The following is a 26,519-nucleotide window of genomic DNA, read 5'->3' on the forward strand; positions in this document are numbered from 1 at the left end:
CACCCAGCCTCTCCCCCTCCTGCTTTACTCGCTCGCCAGCCCCAGGCGCAGCAACTGCCCTTTCGGCGCATCCGTCAGCACATAGATATAGCCGTCCGGCCCCTGCCGTACGTCGCGTACCCGTGCGTTCAGCGATTCCAGCAACCGCTCCTCATGGGTGATCTTGTCGCCGTCGAGTTGCAGGCGAATCAGCGCCTGACCGGAGAGCGCACCAATGAACAGGTTGTGCTGCCAGGCCGGGAAACGCTCGGCATCGTAGAAGGCCATGCCGCTGATGGCCGGTGACTTTTCCCAGACATGATGCGGCGGTTCGGTGCCCTCAACGGTTTTACCCTTGGCCTCGGGAATCGCCAGCATCGAATAGTTGATGCCATGGGTCGCCAGCGGCCAGCCGTAGTTCTTGCCGGCCTCGGGAATGTTGATTTCGTCGCCACCACGCGGGCCGTGTTCATGCGTCCACAAGCGGCCACTCCAGGGATTGAGCGCTGCGCCCTGCTGATTACGATGGCCGTAAGACCAGATTTCCTCGCGCGCGCCGTCACGGCTGGTGAAGGGGTTGTCCTCAGGAATGCGCCCGTCCGGGAAGATCCGCACCAGCTTGCCCTGCAGCTTGTCGAGGTCCTGCGCGGTGGGGCGATTGTTGTTGTCGCCCAGAGCGATGAACAGATGGCCGTCACGGTCGAACACCAGGCGCGAGCCGAAGTGCGTGCCACTGGACAGCTTGGGTTGCTGGCGGAAGATCACCTCGAAGCCTTCCAGCGCCGAGGCATCGGCCGACAGCTTGCCGCGCCCTACGGCCGTACCTGCAGCGCCGTCGCCCTCCTCGGCGTAGGACAGATAGACCTGGCGATCCTTGGCGAAGTCCGGCGACAACACCACGTCGAGCAAGCCACCCTGGCCAACGGCGAACACCTTGGGCACGCCGCGCAGTGGTTCGGACACTTCGCCCTCGGCGCTTACCCGGCGCAAAGCACCTGGCCGCTCGCTCACCAGATAACCCTGTCCCTCCGGTAGAAAGGCGACGGCCCAGGGGTTGGCCAGACCTTCAGCGACGGTGTGAACGTTCAGTGGCCCAAGCTCAGTGCTCAGTTGGCGATCTTCGGCGAAGCTGTACTGGTAACCGAACAGGGCGACCAAACCGAGGGCTGCGAGGGGTTTCAGGCGCGGCATCATGGCGTCTCCAGGCGTCAGACAAGCGGCCATAGTGCAACAGCCCCCGAGCCGTGGCAGCCCCGTAAAAGTTTCCTCAGGTTTCAGTCCGTCAGGTAACGCTGCTCGATACGCTGGTATTCGCCGGACTCACGCAGCAGGCGTAGCCCCTCGTCGAAGCGCCGACGTTGTTCGTCCCGGCGAAAGCCGACGCGGTATGGCGTGGGCGGGAATATCTCGAACCAGGCCAGTGGCTGGGTGACGTCGACCTGGTCATTCACCTCGCGATCCAGGTAGCGGATGATGCGCTTGTCGCCCACCACCACATCGGTGCGGCCGCTATAGAGCAGGCGGTTGCGATTGATCTGCAGCGCCTCTTCGCGGTAGCGCGGGTTGTTCATGGCCATGCGCTCGAACTCGGGGCCCATCAGCAGTCGCGCACGCTGGAAGGCGCTGACCGCGTACTGGCTGAGGTCGGAGATATGCTCGATGTGATAACCGCGCTTGGCCAGCGCCACTGCCACGTTCTGGTAATGGATGTAGACGTCCGAATAGAAGGCCTGCACGCCACTGCGCTCGTGGGTAGTGGTGATGGCATCGATCTCACCGCGGCGCAGCATCAGGTGCAGGCGCTCTATCGGCGCGTAATAGGCGGTCACTTCAAAACCGGCGTTACGCGCGGCACGCTCCACCAATTCATACTCCAGGCCACGCGGCTCGCCTTCGTAGACATAAGGCGGCTTGTGCGTACCAAAGCCGACATGCAGCACCTCGGCCGCAACCGTCGCGCTCAGGCACGCCAGCATCAATCCCAGCCACCATCTGACCATCGTCTACCTCGTTATCGGACCCGCCAGAGCATAGACGCCTGACCATCGTCATAACCAGAGTGGATGCCGGCTGATTCATTCCGCTTTGCCCTATCGCGGCTAGACTGGCTGCACGCATTTTGCGCCTGCCTTCAGGAGACCAAGACCATGCTCAAAGCCGAATACCAACAGCGCGGCCCGGTACCGCAAGACGTGATCAGCGCAGTGCCACTGCAACTGCCGGAGCCCGCTGCCGGGCAGGTGCGGGTCAAGGTATTGGCTGCACCGATCAACCCGTCCGACGTACTGACCCTGACCGGCGCCTACGGCATGCTGCCGCCACTGCCGGCCGTGGGCGGTAACGAAGGCGTCGGCAAGGTCGAGGCGCTCGGTGAAGGCGTCAGCAACTTCAAGGTCGGCCAGACCGTGCTGCTGCCGGTCGGCTGCGGTACCTGGGTCACGGCCCTGAACGCCCCGGCAGAGAAACTCATTCCGCTGCCGGATGCCGACCCGCTGCAACTGGCCATGCTTACCGTCAACCCGCCAACCGCCTCGCTGCTGCTCAGCGAGTTCGTCGACCTCAAGCCGGGCGATTGGGTGATCCAGAACGCCGCCAACTCGGGCGTCGGCAGCTACCTGATTCAGTTGGCCAAGCTGCGCGGTTTCAAGACCATCAACGTGGTGCGCCGTGATTCGGCCATTGCCGGTGTCGAGGCCGAGGGCGGTGACCTGGTGCTGGTCGATGGCCCGGACCTGGCCAAGCGCGTGCGCGCAGCCACTGGCGGCGCTGAAGTCCGCCTGGGTATCGACGCGGTCGGCGGCGTCAGCACCGACAACCTGGCAGCGGCCCTGGCCAACGGCGGCGTGCTGGTGAACTACGGCATGATGAGTGGCCAGGCCTGCCAGGTATCGCCGGCCTCGTTCGTGTTCCGCGACGTGACCCTGCGCGGTTTCTGGCTGGCCAAGTGGTTCCAGCAGGCCAGCCCGGCGCAACAGATGAAGGTGTTCGGCGAGCTGGTGCAACTGATCGCTAGCGGCAAACTGAAGACCCGCGTCGCGGCGACTTATGACCTGGAGCACATCAAGGACGCCGTAGCCGCTGCCGCCAGCGGCGAGCGTGATGGCAAGATTCTGCTGGTGCCCTGAAGTCTGCAGCAATTGGTGCGCATGGCGCACCCTACCTCCGCAGCACCGTTGGGTGGATCACGCCTTACCGATCCACCGCTCTGGCGGAGGTAAAAAGCGACATCCACCCTATGGGCTCACGCCGAAACCGTAGGGTGTGCCTTGCGCACCGCCTAACCATCACGCCACAGCAGCAGCCAGTCCCTCCCGCATGCGCAGAGCATCACGCTGGAAGCAACGCGCCGCCTGCAGCAACGCCAGCAGTGTCAGAAACAGCGCCACCGGAATCAGGATCATGGCGTCATGAAGCCCGACGGCCTTGAACGCCTCGCTCATCTCGCTGGCACCCGCCGCCTGCATCGCCGCTTGCGCGTAATGGTCCGACAGCCAACCCACTGCCAGTGGGCCAAGGCCGCCACCCAGCAGATACAAACCGGCGAAGAACAACGCCATGGCAGTCGCCCGCAGGCGCGGCTCGATCACGTCCTGAATCGCCGTATAGACGCAGGTATAGAAGTTGTAGGAGAACAGCCAGCCCAGGCTGAACACCCCGACGAACACAGCCGACTCGATTCGCCCGGCGCTTAGTGCCCAACCGGTGCACAGGCAGGCCACCAGCATGCTGAAAGCAGCGAACAGCAGTCGGCCATTACCCCAGCGTTGATGCACCTTGTCGGCGATCCAGCCCCCAGCCGTCAGGCCGACCAGGCCGGTAAGCCCGACGATCACCCCGGTGGCCATGGCTGCATTCTGCAGGCCCAGGCCGAAATAGCGCTGCAACATCGGCACCATGAAGGAGTTGCAGGCATAAGAGGCAAAATTGAACGCCAACCCCGCCAGCACCAGCCACCAGAAGGTGCGGATCGCCAGCACCTTGCGCAGTGGCTTGTCCACCGGTGCGCTGCTGACGCGTACGGCCTCCGCAGCACCACGCGCCGGCTCACGGATGAAGAACAGGAACAGCGCCAGAATCAACCCCGGCAACGCGGCGATCAGAAACGGCGCACGCCAGCTGCCGAAGGCCTGAACCATGGCGCCGATGGTGAAGAATGCCAGCAGCAGGCCCAGCGGCAGGCCAAGCATGAAGATACCCATGGCCCGTGAGCGCTTGTGTGCCGGGAACAGGTCGCCGATCAACGAATTGGCCGCTGGTGCGTAGCTGGCCTCGCCGATACCGACGCCCATGCGAATCAGCAGGAAGCTCCAGAAATTCCAGGCCATGCCGTTGAGCGCGGTCAGGCCGCTCCAGGCCGCCAGGCCCCAACCCATGATCTTGTGCCGCGCTCCGGTGTCGGCCATGCGCCCGAGCGGAATGCCGGCCAGGGCATAAACGATGGTGAAGGCGGTGCCGATCAGGCCGAGCTGCAGGTCGCTCAGGCTCCACTCCAGGCGGATCGGCTCGATGATGATGGCAGGGATGGTGCGATCGAAGAAGTTGAACAGGTTGGCCAGGAAAAGCAGGAAAAGAATGCGCCAGGCATTCGAGGCTTGCTGATGGGGCTGCACGACAAGGTTTCCTTTTTGTTGTCCGCGTGCGGCCTACTGCGGTGGCACCTACCTTGGCACCACCCACCGAACGCTGGGTGATGCGCAATCTAGAGGCTCTGCCCGGTTTTGTCTGCGACCATTTGCTTGGTTTATGCAAATCGATGGCATTGGATGCCAATCTGCCTAATATCCGGCGGTAATAAGGCAAAGTGCTTTTTTCCGTGCTAGAACCAATGGGGTTGGTCATTTTATAGCCAATAGCCAACACCCCACTGACTCGCCCGGACTGTCACTGATGAAAACAAAAAAAGACGCCGTAGCCCCCGCCAAGGAAGCCACCCTGGCCGATATCGCCGATAACCTGCTGGCGCCGCCCGCGCTGCCGGTATTGAGCGAAACCGGCGAGCAGTATCTGTATTTCACCGAACGCGATATCGAGCGCATCCTCGATAACCTCGACGGCCTGCGCAACATGGTCTTCCCGCTGGCTGAACCCCTCGACGAGGGCGAGTCGAGCCGTATCCAGCAATTTCCTTCGGTGTGCCTGATCGGCCTTGGCCGCTGCGGCTCGAACATCGCCCTGGACGTCGCCTCGCTGGTCTACAACGCCCGGCAGTTCTACCTGGAAGAGTTTCACAGCGAAGCCACCGCCGCCATCGAGCAGGCCTCACGCCCCAGTCGCTGGATTCGCAGCAACCTGCTGCGCACCCCGAGCAAGCGCAGCAAGCCGGTATTCCTGATCGAGCCGCTGGTGATGCTCGGCGACCTGGACAAGGACATCGCCGGGCGCATCCGCTTCTCGCGCAAGGGCGAGATGAGCGGTTTTCTCGACGACTACAGCAAGATGAAGATCATGGACCTGTCCGAGGTGCATGCCGGTGGCGCCGGCAACGCACCGATCCTCGGCCAGTACCTGGCCAAGATCATCCTCAACAAGGACACCCAGCGCTTCTCCAACGAAGACTGGAAGTTCATCCACAGCTACCTGATCGACTCCTGCGGTATCAAGGCCAACCAGTCGCGACTGTACTTCTACATTTTCAGTGCTGGCGGCGGCACCGGCTCGGGCATGGCCTCGGAGTTCGGCCTGGCGCAGCAGTTCGCCTACATGAGCAAGACCTTCGACAGCAAGACACCGGACGATGGCGAAGCTGAACGCGGAGGCTTCGTCTTCGAACCGATCTTCACCAGCGGCATCTGCATCCTGCCGAATATCTCCGACCAGCGCAGCGAGATGTCAGAGGCGCTGCACATCAACGCCGGGCGCCTGCTGTGCAAGTACCTGGCCGAGGAATGGGACTTTTCCTACAACTTCGACAACGAGCAGAGCAGCGCCGAAAGCGTGATGCGCCGCATCCGCCCGTGGAACGCCATGATGCTGATCTCCAACGACATCATGCGCTACGCCGAAGAAAGCGGTGACGGCAGCATCCACAACATCGACGTGACCGCCATGGAGCGCCACGCCAACCAGTACATCTCGCAGCAGATCTTCAACATTCTCACCGCCCAGGCAGTGACCAGCGACTACGACCAGAATTACTTCCGCCGCGCCGGCATCGACATCGGCGAGACCATCCGCCTCGACGCCAACGACCTGTTCATGAGCCTGGCCGGTCCGGTTGCCGTCGCCTATGCCGAATCCGTGGTGCCCGAACAGCATGTCCAGCTCTCGGAAAAATTCCGCGTACTGGACAAGGAACAAAGCCCGCCACGGCTGAACATCGACGACCTGTTCTTCCGCTCCATCGACCTGCCGCATTTCAACAAGGTCACCCAGGCCATCGAGGGCATCAGCCTGCTGCCGATCGAATCCAAGCGCTATCGCCAGGCGCTGGAGCAATACAAGTCCAGCGGCTACGACGCCACCCAACTGAGCGACCTGCACTTCTTCAAGAATTGCTCCTCGGTGGTGTCGATCGTCTCGTTGCCCAAGGACTACAAGCTGTCCTACATGGACCTGAACCGCCTCAAGACCCACCTCAACAACCTCTTCCCCAACACCACGCTCAAGCGCTATGCGCTGGTGATCGGCGCCTCGGCGAACCTCTCGCTGACCACCCTGATCGTCAAGAGCCCGTGCCTGTCGGACGACTTTTTGACCCTGATCGTCGCCTACATCAAGCGCTGCTTCGCCCGCGACCAGTACCGCTTCGACGACAGCCTGGACGATGCCATGCTCGATTTCATCGTCTCCGAGCGCTTCAACGAGGCGCAGCTCGACGCCATGCTCAACGAGCACGAAGACCCGGCGAAGATCCTCGATACCAACTGGTACGCGATCAAACCGATGTACGAGAAGAAGTACCGCGAGCTGATCCACGACGCCGAGAAGTTCGTCTCGATCAACGACATCCGCCTGTCGCGCGAAAGCGTCAAACACGCGATCAAGTACCTGCGCGAGATCTACCGTCATCGCATCGGCAAGACGCGGGTGATCTCGCTCAACGACTATGGAAAATAGGCGGTACGGGCGTGCCTGTGCTTCACTGAACAGGGCACGCTAGCCGCCGCCAAGCGGGGTGACTATGGACGGACTCTCGATCCGCTTTCTTGCAGATCTACCTGAGCAGGGCCAACTCCTGCTCAATTGTGAACACGATCCCTGGCTCGTGGCACTGTCCTACGTCATCGCCAGCGTTGGCAGCCTCAGCACGCTGACCATCACCAAACACCTCGATCAGGTGCAACGGCGCAGCATGCGCCAGGTCTGGGGCCTGCTCGGCGGGCTGTGCCTGGCGGGTGCCATCTGGTCCATGCACTTCATCGGCATGCTGGCATTCCAGGCGCCTGTCGCCATTCGCTACGACCTTGCCACCACGGTGCTATCGCTGTTGGTGGCCCTGGCCGCTGCCCTTCTCGCCGTTTATTACATGGTCATGCCGCGCCCCGGCCTGAGCCGGCAGCTGCTGGCCGCCAGCATCATCGGCCTGGGTATCAGCGCCATGCACTACAGCGGTATGGCGGCGATCCGCTCGAATGCTCAGGCCTACTACCACGGCGGCCTGTTCACCCTGTCCATCGTGATCGCCATCAGCGCCAGCTTCGCCGCGCTGCTGCTCAACCGTTACGTACGCCACGGCTCGCCGCGTCGACAGCGCTGGATGAAATATTCGGCAGCGCTGGTGATGGGCGCCGCCATCGCCTCGATGCATTACACCGGCATGGCTGCGCTCAACCTGGTGGTGCCAGACGGTACTGCACTGCAATTGCGCAGCGCCGACAACAGCGTGCAACTGGTGCTGATCGTCGCCTCCATTACCCTGCTGATTCTCAGCCTGAGCCTGGCCGCAGCCTGGATCGGGCGCAAGCTCGACGACAAGGAGCGCGACCTGCAGCGGGTCAACACCTTGCTGGTGCAGCTCGATCAGGCCAAGGCCTCGCTGGAGCAGGTGGCGCATTTCGACCCACTGACCGAGCTGCTCAATCGCCGCGGCTTCAACCGGGTATTCGCTGCCACCCTGGAGGAGCACGCGGTGACCGGCCGCAGCCTGGCGGTGATGTTTCTCGACGTCGATCACTTCAAGCGCATCAACGACAGCCTTGGCCACGATGCCGGCGACGAACTGCTGCGCGTGGTGGCGCAGCGCATTCGCAGCGCGTTGCGTGAGCGCGACATCATTGCGCGCTTCGGCGGTGACGAGTTCTGCGTAGTCGCCAGCCTCGACAGTACCGCCGACCCACGCGCCCTGGCCGCGCGCATGCTGGAGCACATGAAAGAGCCAATTGGCCTGGCCGGGCGCAAGATCGTGATGACCACCAGCGTTGGCATCAGCCTGTTCCCACAGGACGGCAGCAGCGCCGACGAACTGCTCAAACATGCCGATCTGGCGCTGTATCAATCCAAAGGCAGCGGCCGCAACGTGGTGCACTTCTTCAACCCGCACCTGAAGCAGAAAGCCTCGTACGAGCTTCAGCTCGAAGAAGACCTGCGCCAGGCGTTGCAACAGGATGACGGGCTTATTCTCTACTACCAGCCGATCATCGATCTGCGCAGCGGCGAGCTGAGCAAGCTCGAAGCCCTGGTGCGCTGGCATCACCCGCAGCATGGCCTGCTCAGCCCTGAACGCTTCATTGGCATCGCCGAGGCCAACGGTTTCATCGACGTGCTCGACAACTGGGTGCTGCGCCGCGCCTGCCTGGACCTCAACAGCCTCGATCACATGGGCTATCCCGGGCTGAAGATCGCGGTCAACTGCTCGGCCCTGAACCTGGCCAACGATCAACTACCCGGGCGCATCGAGCAATTGTTGAATGCAACCCGTTGCCCCGCTCACTGCCTGGAACTGGAGGTGACCGAAAGCGCACTGCTGAGCAACATCAACCGCGCCATCGGCCTGCTGGAAAACATTCGCGCGCTGGGCGTCAGCCTGTCCATCGACGACTTCGGCACCGGCTATTCCTCGCTCGCCTACCTGCGCCGCTTACCGCTGGATACGCTGAAGGTCGACCGCTCCTTCATCCAGGACGTCGCCCACTCCAGTCAGGACCGCGAGATCGTCCACGCCATCATCGCCATGGCCCACGCCCTGCACCTGAAGGTCGTCGCCGAAGGCGTGGAAACCGCCGAACAGCTGGCGTTCCTGCAGGAGCGCGACTGCGATCAGGTGCAGGGCTATCTGTTCAGCAAACCGGTGCCGCTCGAGGAAATCGTCGCCCTTTTCCCACCGCATTACCGGCCGCTGGAGCGCGTCGGCACGCGGTTCTAGGATCTGGAGGCAAACATCTGGTGCGCGCGGCGCACCCTACCCAAACGCCGATACGTCGATACGTCGATACGCCGTAGGGTGCGCCATGCGCACCGAGCCAAACACCGATTACCGATCCAGCCGACAACCATGCGAATCGCGGTGCGCACAGCGTACACTACGTACGCTGCTGCCACTGCGCCAACCAGCCGAGGCTGGCCTGCGTGCCCACCTCACCCGGCTTGTATTCGGCGCCCAGCCAGCCGCTGTAACCGCTGTCACGCAATGCACCGAGCAGCGCTGGAAAGACCAATTCACCCGTACCCGGCGCACCGCGTCCCGGCACATCGGCGAACTGCACATGGCCGATGCGCCCAGCCAGCAGGCGCATGCCTGCCGCCACATCGATTCCCTGGCGCGCCATGTGGTAGAGGTCGTACTGCGCCGCCAGATTCGGGTGATCCACCGCGCGCAGCAGCGCATCCAGATCCTCCGGGGTATTGATCAGGAAACCCGGCATATCGATAGGGTTGATCGCCTCCACCAGCACGCGAATACCCAACGCCGCGAAGGCCTCGGCGCTCTTGCGCAGGTTGGCGGCCAGGCAATCCAGCGCCTGCTCGCGGCTAACGTCTTCAGCCAGACGGCCAGGCAGTACATTGATGCAGGCCGGGCGGGCCATGGCGGCGTAGGTCAGCGCCTCCTGCAGCGCGGTGTCGAACTCCACCTGTCGCGCCGGCACGCTGGCCAGACCGGGGCCACCGGTCATCAGATCGCCCGCTGGCACGTTGATCAGCACCAACGGCAGCGCGGTCAACTCCAGCACCTCTTTCAGAGCGACCGCTGGCAATTCGTAGGGGAACTGAATTTCCACACCCTCGAAACCCGCCGTCATCGCCGCCAGTACACGCTCGCGCAGTGGCAGCTCGGTGAACAGCATGGACAGGTTGGCAGCGATCTTCATGGGCATTGCTCCCGCAACATCTCCACCAGAGTGGCCGGGTCGCGCTCCAGATTGCCCTGGCTGCCGTGCAGGCGCATCAACTGTGCCGCCAGGCCGCTCATGGGCGTGGCGCTGCCCTGCTCGCGGGATAGTTTGACCGCCGTATCGAGGTCCTTGAGCAGCGTGCGCACGTGCCACTTGATCGGTTCGAACTGGCTGGCCGCCATCTGCGGCGCCAGAATCTGCAGCGGCTTGGAGTCGGCGAAACCACCGGCCAGTGCCGGAGCGATCAGGCTGGCATCGACGCCGGAGCGCTCGGCCAACGCCACCACTTCGGCGATCACCAGGGCGTTACAGGCGACGATCATCTGATTGCACACCTTGGTCACCTGCCCCGCGCCGACCTCGCCCATGCGCGTCAGGCGCTGGCCCAGGTGCGCGAGAATCGGGCGCACGCGCTCCACGTCCTCTTCGCGACCACCGGCCATGATCGCCAAGGTGCCGGCCTCGGCCCCTGGCGTACCGCCGGAAACCGGCGCATCCACCCAGCGCATACCGGTGCGCGCTTCCAGCTCAGCGGCCATCTCACGCGTCGCAGCCGGCTCCAGGCTGGAGAAATCCACCAGCAGCTGCCCCGGCCTTGCCCCTTCGACGATCCCACCCGGGCCGAACACCACCTCGCGTACCACCTCGGTATTGGCCAGGCAGAGCATCACCACATTGGCATCGCGGCACAGATCGGCAGGGTTCTCCACGCGGTTCGCACCCTGCTCCAGCAGCGACGTGCATTTGTCCGGCGTGCGGTTCCAGAGGGTCAGCGGGTAGCCGGCAGCGAGCAGGCGGCGGGTCATCGGCAGACCCATCAGGCCAATACCAGCGAAGGCGATGGCGGGCAGGGAGGTGCTCATCTAAAACTCCATTCTTGAAATGCGGTTAGACATATTCGGCAAGCCGCGTCAGCGATTCATTGAACGCTCGGCCAGATAATCGACGAGCGCATCGGCATCGCCACTGAATTCCACCCGCGAGGCCTTGCTGTCGCGCTGATAGGCATACATGGGGTCGTAGTACTCCCTTAACAGGCTGTCTATCCAGCCCCGATGCAGATCGACCGACCCCGTGCTGCGCTGAGCGTCCAGCGCCTCCTTCATCAGGCCGCGCAGACGTGCATGACGCTCGCCACCCAGGCGCCGCTGGATGTTATCCAGGCTCTGCAACAGGCGTTCGGCGAAGCGCTCGAAGCCCTGCTCCTGGCCATGTACGGCGAGAAACTCGGCCGCCAGATCGATCACATAATCACCAAGAATACGCTCGACACGTTTCTCGAAACTGTCCTCGAGCCAGACCATCGGGTATTGCTGCATCCCCAGATGCAGTGGCCGGGGCAACGAGCAGGTGCCAATCAGACGGCTCTCGTCCTCCAGCACGAACTGCTGCTGGCCGCGGGCACGGCGCTTGAGCAGATCTACCGCCAGGCGGTTTTCGAAATCGATCTGCGAGGGCTGACAGGTGGCGCGCTTGCCAAAGCTGGAGCCCCGATGGTTGGCGTGCCCTTCAAGATCGATACTATTGGCCAGGCGCGCCACCACTTCGGTCTTGCCGGTGCCGGTCATGCCACCGACGATGACGAAATCGCACTCGGCCACGGCCTGTTCCAGCGTTTCGATCAGGAACGTACGCATCGCCTTGTAGCCACCGATCACCCTCGGATAATCGATGCCTGCATCCTTCAGCCACTGCTGGACGATCTGCGAGCGCAAACCACCGCGAAAACAGTACAGGTAGCCATCAGGATGGGCATTCGCGAAGGCGGCCCACGCCTCGACCCGTTGCGCTTTGATCTTGCCGGAAACCAGCTGGTGGCCCAACTCGATGGCGGCCTGCTGACCCTTCTGCTTGTAGCAGGTGCCGACCTTTTGCCGCTCGATATCGGTCATCAGCGGCAGACTGATGCTATTGAGGAAGGCGCCCTTGGTGTACTCCACCGGAGCACGCATATCCATCATCGGCGCGTCATTGAGAAAAAGCTCGCGATAGTCGGCGGTGTTGTCGCGCATCAGGCCACCTCTACCGCGTAACGCTGTCGCTCGATCATCCGGCCAATGGGCGCAAGATCCAGGCCATGCTCGGCCGCCACGGACAAAAACTGCGCCTCGCCCTCAGGGGCCACTGCCACCAGCAAACCGCCACTGGTCTGTGGATCACACAGCAGGTTGCGTTGCACTTCGCTGATCGGCGCGATCTTCTCACCATAGCTGTCGAAGTTGCGCAGCGTACCGCCCGGTACGCAGCCCTCGGCCAGGTAATGCTCGACGCCTGGCAGGCATGGCACGCTCGCATAGTCCAACTGGGCAGTCAGCCCGGCGCCTTCGGCCATCTCCACCAAGTGGCCGAGCAGGCCAAAACCGGTTACGTCGGTCATCGCCTGCACCCCGGCGAGCTTGCCGAAACGACTACCCGGCTTGTTCAGGGTGCACATCCAGTCTCGCGCCAGCCCCACATCCTGCTCGCGCAGCTTGGCCTTCTTCTCGGCGGTAGTCAGGATACCGATGCCCAGCGGCTTGGTCAGATACAGCTTGCAGCCAGCCGAGGCCGTGTCATTGCGTTTCATGTGTCGTTTATCCACTACGCCAGTCACCGCCAGGCCGAAGATTGGCTCTGGCGCATCGATCGAGTGGCCACCTGCCAGCGGTATGCCAGCCGCATCGCAGACCGCGCGGCCGCCGCGGATCACCTCGCGGGCGACCTCCGGAGCAAGAACGTTGACCGGCCAGCCGAGAATGGCGATGGCCATCAGCGGCTCGCCGCCCATGGCGTAGATGTCGCTGATGGCGTTAGTGGCGGCGATGCGGCCGAAGTCGAAGGGGTCATCGACGATGGGCATGAAGAAATCAGTCGTGGAAACTACGCCGCGCTCTTCATCGAGCGCATAGACCGCAGCGTCGTCGCGCGAGGCATTGCCGACCCACAGCCGTGGATCGAGGTTCTGGGCGCCGCTGCCCGCCAGGATCACGTCCAGCACCTTGGGAGAAATCTTGCAGCCGCAACCTGCACCGTGGCTGTACTGGGTCAATCGGATCGGCTCGCTCATGGCATCGCTCTCGGCAAATCGGAAACAAGGCGCGGATTCTAGCAAAGCTGTTCTTTAACCAGCTCGCCCCTATAATCGCCCGCGTCTCGACTACCCTCAGCAGGCGCACCTGCGCCACTGCGAACCTTTTCCGCCATTGAACCGGAGAATCTTCATGTTCAAACATATCCTGGCCCTGGCCGCCGGCTTGACCCTGTCCTTTTCCGTTGTCGCCGCCGACGTTCTCAAGGTTTCGGCCATCCCTGACGAGGCGCCCACCGAGCTGCTGCGCAAGTTCAAACCGTTGGGTGCCTACCTGGAACAGGAACTGGGCATGAAGGTTGAATTCGTGCCGGTGGCTGACTACGCCGCGGTGGTCGAAGCACTGGCCGCCGACCGTATCGACATGGCCTGGCTGGGCGGTTTCACTTTCGTGCAGGCGCGCCTGAAAACGGGCAACGCTGTGCCGCTGGTGCAGCGCGAGCAGGATGCCGAGTTCACCAGCAAGTTCATCACTGCCGATCCGGCGGTCAAATCCCTGCAGGATCTCAAGGGCAAGACCTTCGCCTTCGGCTCCGTGTCCTCCACCTCCGGCAGCCTGATGCCGCGCTACTTCATGCTGCAGGACGGCATCAAGCCGGAAGACTTCTTCAGCCGCGTGGCCTACTCCGGTGCTCACGACGCTACTGCAGCCTGGGTCCAGGCCGGCAAGGCCGACGCCGGCGTGCTCAACGCCTCGGTGTGGCAGAAGCTGGTGGACGCCAAGAAGATCGATACCGACAAGGTCAAGGTCTTCGCCACCACCCCCACCTACTACGACTACAACTGGACGGTGCGCGGCAACCTCGACCCGGCGCTGCAGGAGAAGATCAAGACCGCCTTCCTCGCCCTCGACCCGGCCAAGCCGGAGCAGAAGGCGATTCTCGACCTGCAGGCCGCCAGCCGCTTCATCGAAACCAAGCCTGAGAACTATGCAGGCATCGAGGAAGCCGCTCGTGCCGCCGGCCTGTTGAAGTGAGCATCGCCCTGCGTGGCGTGGGCCTGGCCCACGCCAACGGCAAGGTCGCGCTGGAAAATATCGATCTAGAGGTCAGCCCCGGCGAACGGGTGGCCATCATCGGCCCCTCGGGCGCCGGCAAGACCACCCTGCTGCGCCTGCTGGCCACCAGCTTGCAACCCACGCGCGGCGAGTTCGACCTGCTGCAGCACAACCCCTGGCGCCTGGCTGCAAGCCAGCGCCAACGCCTGCGCGCACGCATCGGCCTGATCCACCAGGCACCGCCACTGCCGCCGCGCCAGCGCGTGGTCACTGCCGTGCTGGCCGGCAAGCTTGGCCAGTGGTCAGTGGCCAAGGGCCTGCTCAACCTGCTGCATCCGCTGGATGCCAGCGCTGCCCAGGCCGCCCTGGCGCGGCTGGACATCGCCGACAAGCTCTACCAGCGTTGCGATCAGCTTTCCGGCGGTCAGTTGCAGCGCGTCGGCATCGCCCGCGTGCTGTATCAGGCGCCGGAACTGATCCTCGCTGATGAACCCGTCTCAGCCATGGACCCGGTGCTAGCCGGACATACCCTGGCCGTGCTCAACCGCGAAGCTGCCGAGCGCGGCATGACCCTGTTGGCCAGCCTGCATGCCGTCGACCTGGCGCTGGCGCACTTCCCTCGGGTGATAGGTATTCGCGACGGGCGCATCGCCTTCGACCTGCCCACCGAGCAGGTGCAACCTGCCCAGCTGCAAGCCCTGTACGCCAATGAACAGCTGCAGGCCACGCCCAGCTCACCCGTACAGCCGCAACCGACGCATATCCCGCGATGCTGACCACCGCCCCACGCGACCCCGCCGCACTGCCGCGTCTGCTGATCACCCTGCTGGCGCTGCTGTTGCTGTGGCCGGGCCTGAGCCTGAGCGAGCTGGACCTGGTCGTGCTGGTCGATGGCGATAACACCCGCGCCATGGGCAACTTCCTCGACGGTTTCTGGCCGCCCGCACATGATGGCGATTTCCTCGCCCTGCTAGGCCGCGCCACGCTGGAAACCCTGGCCATCGCCACCGCCGGCATGAGCCTGGCGCTGCTGATCGCCATTCCCGCCGCGCTGCTGGCCAGCCGCGCGCTGTCGCTGTCAGCCGTGCACCGTGGTGGTCGCCCGGCCTGGTGGGCGAACCTGGCGCGCTGGCCGGTGCGCGGCCTGCTGATCTTCCTGCGCAGCGTGCCGGAGATCGTCTGGGCGCTGCTGTTCGTGCGCGCCGTCGGCCTCGGCCCGACTGCCGGGGTGCTGGCCATCGCCATCACCTACGCCGGTATGCTCGGTAAGGTGTATGCGGAAATCTTCGAGTCGGTCGACGCTCGTCCCGCCCGCGCGCTGCTGGGTGCCGGCAGCAGCCGCCTGGCCGCTTTCGCCTACGGCGTGCTCCCCAATGCCGCCGGGGAAATGCTGTCCTACACCGTGTACCGCTGGGAGTGCGCCATCCGCGCCTCGGTGGTGATGGGCTTCGTCGGCGCCGGTGGCCTGGGCCAGCAGATCGACCTGTCACTGCGCATGTTCTCTGGCGGCGAAGTAGCCAGCATGCTGCTCACCTTCCTGCTGCTGGTGCTACTGGCCGACCAATTCAGCCGCCTGCTGCGCGCGAGGCTGACATGAGAGCCGGCAACCTGATCCCGCTCGCTGCCCTCCTCGCCGCGGTGGTTGCCTCGTTCCTCTATCTGGGCATCGACCTCGCCTCCCTGGTCGCCGGCGACAGCTTGGCGCAGATGGGCCAGTACGCCAGCGGCTTCCTGCAACCGGACTTTTCCACCGCGCACCTGCAGGCCATTGGCCGTGGCGCGCTGGAAACCCTGGCCATGTCCGCCATCGGCACCCTGCTCGCCGCCCTGCTCGGCCTGGCCCTGGCCTTGCCGGCCGCCGGGCGTTTCGGCGGCGTCGCCCTGCATGCCACACGGCTACTGCTCAATGCCCTGCGCGCCATCCCTGAGCTGGTGTGGGCGGCGCTGATGGTGCTGGCCGCCGGCCTCGGCCCCAACGCCGGCACCCTGGCCCTAGCCCTGCACACCGCAGGCGTGCTCGGCCGCCTGTTCGCCGAAGCGCTGGAAAACACACCACGCGAACCGGCCGACGCCATCCGCGAAAGCGGCGGCGGACGCATGGTCGCCTTCTGCTACGGCACCCTGCCGGGCGTCTGGCCACAACTGGTGGCGTACACCCTGTACCGCTGGGAGAACAACATCCGCATGGCCAGCGTGCTCGGCTTCGTCGGTGCCGGCGGCCTGGGGCAGATGCTCTACCTGTCGCTCAGCCTATTCCAGGAAGCGCAGGCGGCAACGGTAATCCTGGCCATGCTCCTGCTGGTGTTGGCGGTGGATGCACTCAGTGGCTGGACGCGGCAGCGCTGGGTGAGTTGAGTTGTTCACCATCAGCGCCTACACGATCTATCGCATGCCAGACACCGCAACCACCATCGACAGCTGACCCATCCGCTACGAGACTCTCCCGCAGTTGTAAACGCAACCGTCGATCCATCGGCAACGGACTCTCGACGGAGAGGTCTGGCGATGACGTGTAATGGCGCACGTGCACTAGCCAAAAGATGCCCAAAGCCCGACGTCGCAACTCATGACGCCCGACCTGGCTTCATCACCTCCCCCACGCCTTTCGGCAAAACCTTCACGCGCATGATTGATTTATACATTTAGTAATAATTATCATTAATAAATTCTAAAACGATAAGAGCCATCATGCACAACAGGAATAAGAACGCTCTGCTGGGTCTTCTGCTTGCCAGCTGCAGCGCACCGCTTGCCGCCCAGGTCATCAGCCTGGAATCCATGGAAATCTCCAGCGCCCCCATCGAGGACGCCGTACAGCGCGCCCACGCGGAAAGACGCAATGCGAGCCATTCGAAAACGGTGATCGAGGCCGAGCAACTCAACCAGTTTGGCGACCAGCCGCTGGGCGATGCCCTGCGCCGTCTGGTCGGCGTCTCCTTCGCCGGCGCCAACCGCGCCCGTGAAGTGCAGTTGCGCGGCATCGGCCCTGAGTATGCGCAGGTGTTGGTCAATGGCCGACGCATCCTCGATGCCAACTCCAAGCGCAGCGTGCAGCTGGATCGCATCCCCAGTTCGCTGGTCGAGCGCGTGGAAATCATCCGCTCGCCGCTGGCCAGTCAGGAGGGCCAAGGCGCTGCAGGCACCGTCAATATCATTCTCAAGCAGCGCGCCAAGAGCGGTAACGGCGAGATCGGTATCGGTGCCGGGCATATGGAAAGCAACGGTGGCCTGGGAGATGCCACCGTCTTCTACAGCCTGGGCAACGACAACGTCACGCTGAACCTGGCCGGCGGCGTGCAATTGCAGCGCCGCAACGAAAGCAAGGACTCGCTGGTGTTCAACAATAGCGGCGCCAATGGCGGTGAACTGGGCACCAACGAGCGTCGCTTCGAGCAAGGCAACTTCCTGCCGTCGCTGGAGCTGCGCCTGAACGACGACAACCGCCTGAACTTCCAGCTCGATTACCTGAAGACCACCGAATACCGCGACGACATCGCCGCCGAGCTGGAAACTGCGCAGAACGCGGTGCGTCGTACCGAGTTCGAGGACCGCGAGCGCAAGCGTACCAACCTCGGCCTGCTCAGCGACTGGACGCACCAGTGGAGCGACGACACCGAGCTGCTGCTGAGCCTCGACTTGCAGAAGGCCGACGAGGACACCACCCGCGACGCCAAACGCTACAGGGCCAACGGCACCCTGGATCGCACGCGCCTGCGTGACGAGAACATCCACATGACCTCGGTCTCGCCCACCCTCAAGGTCAAGACGCTGCTCGACGCCCACAGCCTCGAATGGGGCGCCGGGGCGCGCCGCGAAACCCGCGAGGAAGACAACAGCAACATCGAGAATGGCGTGGTCCGCCCCATCAATGCCGCGCGCACCTACCAGATCCGTGAAGACATCACCCACCTGTTCGCCCAGGACACCTGGCTGCTGCCCTGGGGCGACAGCCTGACCTACGGCCTGCGCCTGGAAGACGCCCACACCCGCACCCGCGACTTCAACGGTGCCAAGCAGCAGACCAGCAAGCTCAGCCCGTTGCCGTCGATCAGCTACCTCGGCCATCTCAGTGCCAACACCGACTGGCGCCTGGGTATCGCCCGCACGCTGCGCCGGCCCGATCTGCGCGAGCTGAGCCCGACCGTCACCACTGACTCCGGCACCCTGGCCCGGCCCGATACCGGTGGCAACCCGGGGATGACACCGGAATCCATCTGGGGCGTCGACCTGGGGCTGGATCACTTCTTCAACGACCAGCGCGGCCTGCTCTCGGCCAACCTGTTCCACCGCCAGTTCAGTGACAAGATCGAAAACGTGCTCAGCGAGCAGAGCAACGGCCGCTGGCTGAGCCGCCCGGAGAACGCCGGCGACGGCCAGGCCAGCGGCCTGGAACTGGAAGCGCGCGCGCCACTGGACGTGCTCGGCTTGCCGCAACTGACGCTATGGTCCAACGCCACCGCCGTGCACACCCGCCTGAAGAGCGAAGCCACCGGCGAAACCCGACGCTTCCTCGATCAGCCGGACTACCTGTTCAACGCCGGCGCCGACTACTACCTGGCCAGCCTGCGCACCACCTTCGGCGTCAACTACAACTGGAACAGCGGCTACAACCAGAAGTATCGACTGACTTCGGGCCAGACGGCAGAAGCGGATCAGGACGCAGTTGGCCGTGTCGATATCTCCGCGCGCACCCAACTCAGCGAGAACACCAGCCTCAACCTGTCGGTGCTCAACCTGTTCGCCCAGAACGAGGACAGCCGCGCCACAACCTACGGCGCCAATGGCCTGTTGGAAAGCAACAGCCTGACCGAGGAAGGCACCTACCGCACCTTCTACGTGCGTGTGCAAACCGCGTTCTGATTGTTCGCGCTGCACCCAGAGGCCCCCGATGCGCCAGCGTCGGGGGCCTTTTTCGTTCTGGTAACGTCGGCATCAAGACCCTACAGATTCCACAGCCCCAGTCCTGAACGGAAGCAACGCCATCAGCCTCTGGGCGACCAAAACAAGCTGGAAGTTGCGACCGTCTGTGCCGAGGCGCGCCCCCAACAGCGCCGCGCTGGTCACAAAGAGTTTTGACCATGCTTTTGATGGTGCTGGCCGTGGATGATGGGCAGAGTATGGGAATCCGGATGACAGACAGCTATCGGCAAAAAATAGTCGGCAACCCAATAAATAGATCTGTCCCCCTTTTCGCTGCGGAGTCCCCTTTTCGCTGATGCTCGGTAATAGAAATACGTGGTCTATCCACCGATTACTCAGTGACTGGGCGCGGCAGCGGTGGGTGTAAGCGCGGTAGCGCAATATCGATGTTCTGCTTGCAGCCTGAGCGCGCAGCGGGCACTTGCTCAGACCTACCAAGGCAGACATTGAAAACGCCCGACGCTTGAGCCAGCATGCGTAGCCCATGGCCATCATGCGTCGCCGGCTCGCGCAGATGCCTGGCCATGAGCCAACAGACCTTTTCCCGACAACAGGATGTCGTATGCGCGCTCTCAAATACCTTCTCGTCGCCGCCCCACTGATCATTGCAGGCTGCGCCAGTCAGCCTTCGCTGCCACCACCGGAATTCCCCGGCATCGAGCAATCCGACAAGATCGTCATCCACGATCAACGCCCCAGCAGTGAAAGCGAGAAGGAGATCTTCAGCTTGCTGGTCACCAGCAGCGCCTATGCCATCTACCGTATGCCGGACACCGCCACCAAGCCCACAGGCCCGCGACTGCTGGCTCATCGGGCTTATGAGGCCTTTCCGGAGCTGGGCAGCCAACCCGCCATCAACGTTCATCACTTCGTGACCTACGCCAACCTGCAATCGCAGTTGCGCAAAAGCTCGCTGGTCTTAGGGCTGACCGGCCCGATTGGCGTCGCCATCCTCAGCCGTCAGGAGCTACCTGTCGGCGAAGTCCTGACAACCCGGATCGACAGCAGCATCTTCGACAAAACTGCAGGAGGCGAGGAATACACCCGCGCCTTCTTCAGCGCAGAAGAAAACCCAGAGAAGTCGCCGGTCAACCTCATCTACATCGACGCGGAAATGCTCGGCCAACGAGTTGCCAGCCGCTGCCTGGTGCCACCGATAGAGGGTAAGCCCAACCTGTTCCTGGTCGAGGCAATCGACATGTGCATCGCCAATCACCTCGCGCTGTACAGCACCGAGGCCGCTAAGGAGACGACCGCCAAGTAGGTCAGAGCCAGACAGCAGCCTGTCGATGGATGGGTTTCTGTTACGGCACGCGGCCCACAGGCAGCGCGCTTGGCTTCATCGGTTGCTATGGCTTGGGGCAGATGCTTGATGTGTCGCTCAACCCGTTTCAGGACCTGACGGGCACGGTGAATGCCGGCCATGTTACTGGTGCTGGCAGTAGACGGGTTGAGTGGGTGAACTTGGGGTGACAGGCAGCAATCGGCCAGAAGCAGCCGTTCGTTTTAGGAATCAGGAGCCCGTCGCCTGGACGCAGCTGGACGTTCAGCAAATTTCCTGACGTTAAGCTCACAGCCCCAAATCTCCGCTCAACGTATGAACTTATGGACGTCAGTATTCCCGAAGGTCTTTGAATCTCTCAGACGAGCGATCTCAAGAAGTGATGTGCCGTTGGTAATTAAGATAGATATCAGCCGAGACCGAATTGACGAAGAATGGTGAGCCAGGATCACTGGAACAGATTTCTCGCGGAGTCAGTTTGATTTCGCTGTGGCTGCCTGCCTCTCCGCTGTAGGTGTTACGTTTCCTTGGCGCGGATAGTCGCCCAGTGAGGGAAATGCTCCCTCGCTTCACGCGCGGCAGCCCATATCGAGTGAAGATTCCTAGTCTACGTTTTTAGGTCAAACTTTAAGGACCAATCGAGCGAATGCTCAATGCTACTAGACAGAGTGATAGCAAATAAATATTGTGTGAAAAAATGTAAATACTTGCTGCTTTTATGGGCAATAAAAATTTTAAGCATAGAGGATTGACGACTCAATGAGTGCTGGCCGCCAAAAGTACAAGATAAATACATCCAAGCAGTTTGTCAGGGCAATCCACAGCCATTCAAAGTCAGGAAAAAAACAGGCTCCTTCGCTCCGACATGGCCTGAGCATTGCTCGGACCCTTACAGACAGCTCTCTCTTTCCAAAAATTATAGAGGAAATTAAAGGAACACCTCTTTATTTAAAGTTAATAGCACCAACCCAGTTCCCTCAAGCCATATCCGAAATGAAAAAAGGCATATATGCGATGTATATGCTTGAAGATTTGGACGAACTGATATGGACATCAGCTGTGCTTTCAATTTTTAAAGAAAAACTCTGCGAATTCATGGCAGCAAAGAAAGAGTTCGAGGAGCTGTTTTTAAAAAGCGCGTTTGAAGGCGCACTAGAAAGCTTGGTAAAAATAGAAGAAGCCTTTGGACAGTCCATTTGGCTGTTAAAGAACAAAATTTGCGTACTACAGTTACTTTACGGATTGAAGGAGCAAAAAGACTATCTTGAAAATCTATTGAGCACAGATTTCTTCACTGTGCACGGGGCTCTCATTTCTTATCATGTGAGTCTAAGAAGCGAGGAGAGTGTAACTTCCGCTGAGATAGATAGTGAACTAGAGGAATTTCCTGGAGAAGTTGCCAGTTACTTTAGATATCACCTTATGCCTGCAAGCTTAGATAAAATAGAAAGTACCGCAGTGGTTCAATGCGTTGAAGAGACTCAACCGCTAGTCGATAGATTGATGGCGCATATTGCCATGTTGCAAACTTATGTCGCCATACATGGGTTAAACAATCGTAAAATTGGAGAGGTACTCGAGCTCTCGTCTTGGATACCAGATACAGCCATTCAAAATTTAGTCGAAATCAGCTCTGACACTCCTATTAAACCTGAGACTACAGAGCTAAAAGCCTATGAGCATTATGCTCTAGGGGAGTATGGCTTATACTTCAACCACAAACCAGAAATGATAGAGTTGATTGCTTACAATAAGACATATGAAAATAGAGCCGATAACTCTGAAGCCCTGAGCTTCTTCGGAGAAGCCGCTGAGCTGATGGCAAAAATGATTTCTTATTCCAGTGATGTGATAAAAACTCGAAGTCGGCTTGGCAAAATCGCAATGTTATCCCCTTCATTACCTCTATCCCTTAATATTTCAAATTTTCTATCTGAAGCTCATAGCTCAAAATTTGACGGTGTCGCAAGTGTTAAATCCCGCCTAGCGCTAATAAACGCGTCCCTAGCAAACCCAAGAAACTGGAGCATGTATAAAGAGCTAAACAATAATTTTAGCGTAGATCTTACTGACATTCAGAAAGAGTACAACTGTGTAAAGTTATTCGGATGCATGGATTTGAACCTTGAAGACGGCTCATCCGCCATTTCGAGTTTAGATATACCGAGATACAGGCGTGACGTTTATATTGGACACTTGGCTTTTAGACAAGAAATATATTCTGAGGCGGAGCGTAACTATCGTAAAGCGCTAGAGTCTGCCATGTCTTTCCCTAAAGACCGAGTGAAGTCATATCTCTTCGGCTCTGTGTTTTCTCAGGCTAAAATAGAAGAAGCCGTTAAGTTGGTGGTTAGCCACTGTGTTGAAAATAAAAATGTAGCGCATTTGTATCCTCTTGCCGAGCTTTCAAGTGCAGCATTGCAAATTAAAACGCTTCGCTCGAATATCCATACCGCAATACTGATACACCTTACTGCCAGGAACGTTCACTCCAAGTGGGAAAGAAAACTTTCAGACATATGTGAGAATGTGCTTTTTCAGGCCGATGTAAATAAGCCCTCCGAGTTAGCGGGAAAGCACTTTCAATACGAACCAAGAATGCTTATCTACTTTCTTAGACATGTCTGTGTTTCTAGGATATTAGATGACAGCAGTGCTTATAACTCCGTAGAAGAGATTGAAGAGGAGCGTATTGCTATTTGCCAGTGGCTGACGGAACTAGAGCCATCCAACAAATCGATTTATGCCTCCGAAATCAAAGACATCACCAGAAACGAAAACATTGCAACTATTTGGCATCAATTTCAATCAAGTAAAGTGTATGTTGATGAGGATGGTCTACGTAACTATTTAGCCCCTTCTTTCAAGGAAACATTTCGGCGCTATTTGATTTTGAGGGACTCTCCATCTCTCAACACGCAGGCGGAAAAACTTGCGAAAGCCCTGGAAAAAATGCTGAAGGATGTTAATTCAGGATTTAAAAATATTAAATTACCTGCATCAGAAGCTGAATCACTTTTTAATACAATGATCTATCAGTTTCTGAATGCTTTCGCTGCGCACCCGGCTTATGGTTTAGATACTCATCTATCAACCGCAGTAAGGCATGGGGTATTTGAAGGTCATATACGAACTGCATTGACTAATGTGATCAGTCCAAAAATTGAATCTGGATACACTCTATCACCGTCACTTCGTCATAAAATGTCATGCCATAGCGAATCTGTAGACCTTGTGCAAGTGGCATTCACGAGATTCACTCGAAAAGTTGAGTCACTAATAGAAAAGTATTTAGCTGATTATTTTCGTATTGATTCAGACATAACACCTTCCGGCCTTTTCAGCTTCATGTTACCGGACAATATTAGATCCGAAGCCATGGAGAGAATGAACAACATCTCAGATTATGACGACTTTATAAGCGAGTTCTTTTCAATCGCATGGCTACTGACAGATAGTTCAACAAAAGTTCTCAAACAGCACCTCGCTGATGTATTAGCCAAGCAGATATACCAGGGATTTGATGCAATATTAGAGGGCTTAAGACCAGCACTCGGTGACAATGCATTTGCTGTCGTTGAAAAAGAAGTGGTTGATGCGCGCTTGCGCTTTCAGAAGACTCTAGAAGATATTTCAGGTTGGTTCAACAGGCCGCAAACATCACATCCAGATGAGATAGACATGGATATGGTGGTAGCTGTAGCTCTTAAGCAAATAGCGAACTGCTATACAAATGACAAGCTAATTCCCTCTGTCGACTATCTGGAAAACAAAAAAGTATGTGGGAGCTTATTGTCGGGCTTGGTTGAGACGCTATTTATACTTCTTCAGAATATTATTATTCATGGTGGCGTTGAGAAAGATTTGAAAGGGGTGAAATTGGCTTTCGGGTTTACAAATAACACCCTTTCCATCACCGTGGAAAACCCTGTTGGTCTCTCCGTAGATTTGGAAAATCTCAAAGTCAATATCGCTGAATCCTTGGAACGCTACCGAACAGGTGCTGGTTTGACTAAGGCAGGTACTGAGGGCGGTTCTGGCTTGTCAAAGATCTGGCGAATTATGGAGTTCGACATAAAGAAGCCAAATACTTTAAAAATCCAAGAGCAAGACCGTGTTTTTACCGCGCAAATTATCATTGAGAATATTGACTTTATATGAATATTTATATTGTCGAAGATGATCTGCTAAAGCTAGGGAAAATTGAAAGCTATCTATCAATTATTCTTCCTCAAGCCAAACTGAGAAATTTTGGAAGTTTCAATAGCGGTTTAAGAGCTTGCGAATTAAAGGTGCCCGACTTAGTTATACTTGACATGGCCTTGCCAACATTTGACCGCCAACCTAATAGAAGAGAAGGTCGGCTGCGGCCATTGGGTGGATATGACCTTCTTAGAAAGTTAGCCTTGAAAGAGCTAGCAACGAAAGTGATCGTAATCACACAACTGACCGAGTTCGGGGACGGCATTGAAGAGATGTCTTTTGGTGAAATATCTCAAACATGCCTAAGCGAGTTCCCAAATATATTTTTAGGAAGTGTTTATTTTGGTCAAGCCAGTCTCGACTGGCAAAGCAAACTGCACGATTTAATTAAGAGATTACAAGGGGAATTTGCGTGAAAGTTCTTATTGTTGAAGATGAGCAGGAAAAGCGGCGACTTATCAGTCAAGCAGTTAATAGCGCAGAGGGCATGATTGAGTCAAATATTGATTTTGCTCATGACTTGAATGCTGCAAAAAGATATTTGCAAGCCAACAAGTACCAATTAGTAATATTAGACGTAAACATCCCTATAAACTCTATATCAGGGCCAACTGTTGGCATGGGTTTGGAGCTACTCGATCATATAAAGAACAATGAAAGAGTGATCAAACCAACCTATATAATTGGAATGAGTGCTTACAGTGATGGTGTGCGAGCTGCTGCAGAAGAGTTCAATTTCCCGCTTTGGCGTTTTCTTGACTTTTCTTATGATGAGCTGGGATGGCAGGCCACCATCAAAGGTGCTGTTGAGTATCTAAATGAAAATAACAAGCCTCCGTTTACTGCGGATGGTAAAAACTATCATGTCGATCTATGTATTTACGTGGCACTCGAGGAAGAATTAAACAGCCTTAGAAATTTGCCTGTGACGTGGGAAGAAATAAAAGTTGCGCATGACGACGCAAGGTATTATCGAAGTAAATTTCAGCGCGGCGATAAGGAATTAGATGTTGTAATTACAGCCTCACCTGAAATGGGAATGCCTGTAGCTGCTGTTTTTGCAGCCAAGCTAATTCATACTTTTCGTCCAAAATATCTGGGCATTACTGGGATATGCGCGGGTGTCCACAGTAAAACCAAGATGGGTGATATTTTGGTAGCAGATCCGTGTTTCGATCTTGGAAGCGGGAAATGGACCGCGGACAAGGAGTCTGGGGAGCTGAAGTTCCTACCAGCACTCTACCAGAGACGGCTGGATGATACTCTTAGGGCGCAAATTAGAGCCTTAGCTGACAAAACCGAAGTTCTTGATAAACTTTGGAAAGGTTTCCATTACTCCAAGCCCGTTGAGCCCCCCTCTGTCTTGGTTGGTGCGATGGGAAGTGGTAGCTCTGTTCTGCAGGCACTTCAAATGATGGAACAGGCTAAAGAGCGTCATAAAAATCTTATCGGAATCGAAATGGAGAGCTACTCGGTATTTACCGCGTGTGAGTTTTCTAATGCCCCCAAACCTCGCTGCTTTTCTATGAAATCCGTATGCGATTTTGGTGACTCTAAAAAAGCAGACGACTTCCATGACTACGCAGCATATGTAAGTGCAAATTTTCTTTATGAGTTTGCTCTTGAATGTCTCGTTTCTAGGCATGAGCCTGCATAGGCTAGGCATAAGTTAGTGGAGGGGCAAGGTTGCCTCGTGTGCGGGGGCTAAACCGCGCGCACGCGAAGCAGCTGCCGTATGCCCCTGCTGCTAATTTGCGTTGGATGTATAAGGGCGCTTCAGGGTGTTGCCTCAAGATCCTGCAT

General features: G+C 58.8%; 19 protein-coding genes. 12 read left to right on the forward strand and 7 right to left on the reverse strand.

Annotated elements, in window-relative coordinates:
- Positions 1 to 24: 24 nt before the first annotated feature.
- Positions 25 to 1,170 (reverse strand): PQQ-dependent sugar dehydrogenase, encoded by a 1,146-nt coding sequence (locus tag CDO35_RS15530; RefSeq protein WP_099525795.1) that lies wholly within the window; start codon positions 1,168 to 1,170, stop codon positions 25 to 27.
- Positions 1,171 to 1,253: 83 nt separating this feature from the next.
- Positions 1,254 to 1,955, reverse strand: coding sequence for a substrate-binding periplasmic protein (locus CDO35_RS15535; protein ID WP_099525595.1), 702 nt, complete (start codon positions 1,953 to 1,955; stop codon positions 1,254 to 1,256).
- Positions 1,956 to 2,126: 171 nt separating this feature from the next.
- Here CDO35_RS15535 and CDO35_RS15540 point away from each other — a divergent pair, with 171 nt between their 5' ends.
- On the forward strand, positions 2,127 to 3,104 hold the full coding sequence (locus tag CDO35_RS15540) for a zinc-dependent alcohol dehydrogenase family protein (protein ID WP_099525596.1): 978 nt from the start codon (positions 2,127 to 2,129) through the stop codon (positions 3,102 to 3,104).
- Positions 3,105 to 3,263: 159 nt separating this feature from the next.
- Here the strand turns inward: CDO35_RS15540 and CDO35_RS15545 are convergent, their stop codons facing one another.
- Positions 3,264 to 4,589: a spinster family MFS transporter gene (locus CDO35_RS15545; RefSeq protein WP_099525597.1), complete on the reverse strand. Its 1,326-nt coding sequence runs from the start codon at positions 4,587 to 4,589 to the stop codon at positions 3,264 to 3,266.
- 277 nt (positions 4,590 to 4,866) lie between these two features.
- Between CDO35_RS15545 and CDO35_RS15550 the strand changes: the two genes are divergently transcribed.
- Positions 4,867 to 7,035, forward strand: coding sequence for a hypothetical protein (locus CDO35_RS15550; protein WP_099525598.1), 2,169 nt, complete (start codon positions 4,867 to 4,869; stop codon positions 7,033 to 7,035).
- 148 nt (positions 7,036 to 7,183) lie between these two features.
- Entirely contained in the window at positions 7,184 to 9,280 is a 2,097-nt protein-coding gene (locus tag CDO35_RS15555) for a putative bifunctional diguanylate cyclase/phosphodiesterase (protein ID WP_243699096.1), read from the forward strand.
- A 157-nt stretch (positions 9,281 to 9,437) separates the two neighbouring features.
- On the opposite strand, the gene CDO35_RS15560 is transcribed toward CDO35_RS15555, so the two are convergent.
- From CDO35_RS15560 to selD, 4 genes are read right to left on the reverse strand one after another with little or no spacing between them, the layout of a single operon-like run.
- Positions 9,438 to 10,223, reverse strand: a complete 786-nt coding sequence (locus tag CDO35_RS15560) for a hydroxypyruvate isomerase family protein (RefSeq protein ID WP_099525600.1) — start codon at positions 10,221 to 10,223, stop codon at positions 9,438 to 9,440.
- Positions 10,220 to 11,110, reverse strand: a complete 891-nt coding sequence (locus CDO35_RS15565) for an NAD(P)-dependent oxidoreductase (RefSeq protein ID WP_099525601.1) — start codon at positions 11,108 to 11,110, stop codon at positions 10,220 to 10,222. Before CDO35_RS15565 ends, CDO35_RS15560 begins: the two co-directional genes overlap by 4 nt.
- A gap of 48 nt (positions 11,111 to 11,158) precedes the next feature.
- A complete protein-coding gene (gene mnmH, locus CDO35_RS15570) occupies positions 11,159 to 12,259 on the reverse strand; it encodes a tRNA 2-selenouridine(34) synthase MnmH (RefSeq protein ID WP_099525602.1) in 1,101 nt (366 codons plus the stop codon).
- Complete coding sequence (selD, locus tag CDO35_RS15575) at positions 12,259 to 13,293, reverse strand: selenide, water dikinase SelD (RefSeq protein WP_099525603.1); 1,035 nt, start codon at positions 13,291 to 13,293, stop codon at positions 12,259 to 12,261. The genes mnmH and selD overlap by 1 nt, the downstream gene beginning before the upstream one ends.
- Positions 13,294 to 13,447: 154 nt before the next feature.
- On the opposite strand from selD, the gene CDO35_RS15580 reads away from it, so the two are divergent.
- The 9 genes from CDO35_RS15580 to CDO35_RS15620 all read left to right on the forward strand — a co-directional run bounded on the left by CDO35_RS15580 (position 13,448) and on the right by CDO35_RS15620 (position 26,373).
- Positions 13,448 to 14,290, forward strand: a complete 843-nt coding sequence (locus CDO35_RS15580) for a putative selenate ABC transporter substrate-binding protein (protein WP_099525604.1) — start codon at positions 13,448 to 13,450, stop codon at positions 14,288 to 14,290.
- A complete protein-coding gene (locus CDO35_RS15585; RefSeq protein ID WP_099525605.1) occupies positions 14,287 to 15,087 on the forward strand; it encodes a phosphonate ABC transporter ATP-binding protein in 801 nt (266 codons plus the stop codon). Before CDO35_RS15580 ends, CDO35_RS15585 begins: the two co-directional genes overlap by 4 nt.
- On the forward strand, positions 15,081 to 15,908 hold the full coding sequence (locus CDO35_RS15590; protein ID WP_099525606.1) for a PhnE/PtxC family ABC transporter permease: 828 nt from the start codon (positions 15,081 to 15,083) through the stop codon (positions 15,906 to 15,908). The genes CDO35_RS15585 and CDO35_RS15590 overlap by 7 nt, the downstream gene beginning before the upstream one ends.
- Positions 15,905 to 16,666, forward strand: coding sequence for a phosphonate ABC transporter, permease protein PhnE (gene phnE, locus CDO35_RS15595; protein ID WP_099525607.1), 762 nt, complete (start codon positions 15,905 to 15,907; stop codon positions 16,664 to 16,666). The genes CDO35_RS15590 and phnE overlap by 4 nt, the downstream gene beginning before the upstream one ends.
- A 333-nt stretch (positions 16,667 to 16,999) precedes the next feature.
- Positions 17,000 to 19,171: a TonB-dependent receptor plug domain-containing protein gene (locus CDO35_RS15600; protein WP_099525608.1), complete on the forward strand. Its 2,172-nt coding sequence runs from the start codon at positions 17,000 to 17,002 to the stop codon at positions 19,169 to 19,171.
- A gap of 544 nt (positions 19,172 to 19,715) precedes the next feature.
- Entirely contained in the window at positions 19,716 to 20,495 is a 780-nt protein-coding gene (locus tag CDO35_RS15605; protein ID WP_243699097.1) for a hypothetical protein, read from the forward strand.
- A 777-nt stretch (positions 20,496 to 21,272) separates the two neighbouring features.
- Complete coding sequence (locus tag CDO35_RS22815) at positions 21,273 to 24,674, forward strand: hypothetical protein (protein ID WP_143507342.1); 3,402 nt, start codon at positions 21,273 to 21,275, stop codon at positions 24,672 to 24,674.
- Positions 24,671 to 25,132: a response regulator gene (locus CDO35_RS15615; RefSeq protein ID WP_099525611.1), complete on the forward strand. Its 462-nt coding sequence runs from the start codon at positions 24,671 to 24,673 to the stop codon at positions 25,130 to 25,132. Before CDO35_RS22815 ends, CDO35_RS15615 begins: the two co-directional genes overlap by 4 nt.
- Positions 25,129 to 26,373, forward strand: a complete 1,245-nt coding sequence (locus CDO35_RS15620; protein WP_099525612.1) for a phosphorylase family protein — start codon at positions 25,129 to 25,131, stop codon at positions 26,371 to 26,373. Before CDO35_RS15615 ends, CDO35_RS15620 begins: the two co-directional genes overlap by 4 nt.
- Positions 26,374 to 26,519: the final 146 nt, after the last annotated feature.

It is taken from the genome of Pseudomonas sediminis, from assembly GCF_002741105.1.
Taxonomy (GTDB): domain Bacteria; phylum Pseudomonadota; class Gammaproteobacteria; order Pseudomonadales; family Pseudomonadaceae; genus Aquipseudomonas; species Aquipseudomonas sediminis.

Excerpts from the sequence above, each read along its gene's own strand:
- CDO35_RS15565 (WP_099525601.1), bottom strand. The coding sequence starts at position 11,110 with ATGAGCACCTCCCTGCCCGCCATCGCCTTCGCTGGTATTGGCCTGATG.
- mnmH (WP_099525602.1), bottom strand. The coding sequence starts at position 12,259 with ATGCGCGACAACACCGCCGACTATCGCGAGCTTTTTCTCAATGACGCG.
- CDO35_RS15560 (WP_099525600.1), bottom strand. The coding sequence starts at position 10,223 with ATGAAGATCGCTGCCAACCTGTCCATGCTGTTCACCGAGCTGCCACTG.
- selD (WP_099525603.1), bottom strand. The coding sequence starts at position 13,293 with ATGAGCGAGCCGATCCGATTGACCCAGTACAGCCACGGTGCAGGTTGC.
- CDO35_RS15590 (WP_099525606.1), top strand. The coding sequence starts at position 15,081 with ATGCTGACCACCGCCCCACGCGACCCCGCCGCACTGCCGCGTCTGCTG.
- CDO35_RS15605 (WP_243699097.1), top strand. The coding sequence starts at position 19,716 with ATGGCCATCATGCGTCGCCGGCTCGCGCAGATGCCTGGCCATGAGCCA.
- CDO35_RS15600 (WP_099525608.1), top strand. The coding sequence starts at position 17,000 with ATGCACAACAGGAATAAGAACGCTCTGCTGGGTCTTCTGCTTGCCAGC.
- CDO35_RS15540 (WP_099525596.1), top strand. The coding sequence starts at position 2,127 with ATGCTCAAAGCCGAATACCAACAGCGCGGCCCGGTACCGCAAGACGTG.
- CDO35_RS15550 (WP_099525598.1), top strand. The coding sequence starts at position 4,867 with ATGAAAACAAAAAAAGACGCCGTAGCCCCCGCCAAGGAAGCCACCCTG.
- CDO35_RS15615 (WP_099525611.1), top strand. The coding sequence starts at position 24,671 with ATGAATATTTATATTGTCGAAGATGATCTGCTAAAGCTAGGGAAAATT.
- CDO35_RS15535 (WP_099525595.1), bottom strand. The coding sequence starts at position 1,955 with ATGCTGGCGTGCCTGAGCGCGACGGTTGCGGCCGAGGTGCTGCATGTC.
- phnE (WP_099525607.1), top strand. The coding sequence starts at position 15,905 with ATGAGAGCCGGCAACCTGATCCCGCTCGCTGCCCTCCTCGCCGCGGTG.
- CDO35_RS22815 (WP_143507342.1), top strand. The coding sequence starts at position 21,273 with ATGAGTGCTGGCCGCCAAAAGTACAAGATAAATACATCCAAGCAGTTT.
- CDO35_RS15580 (WP_099525604.1), top strand. The coding sequence starts at position 13,448 with ATGTTCAAACATATCCTGGCCCTGGCCGCCGGCTTGACCCTGTCCTTT.
- CDO35_RS15530 (WP_099525795.1), bottom strand. The coding sequence starts at position 1,170 with ATGCCGCGCCTGAAACCCCTCGCAGCCCTCGGTTTGGTCGCCCTGTTC.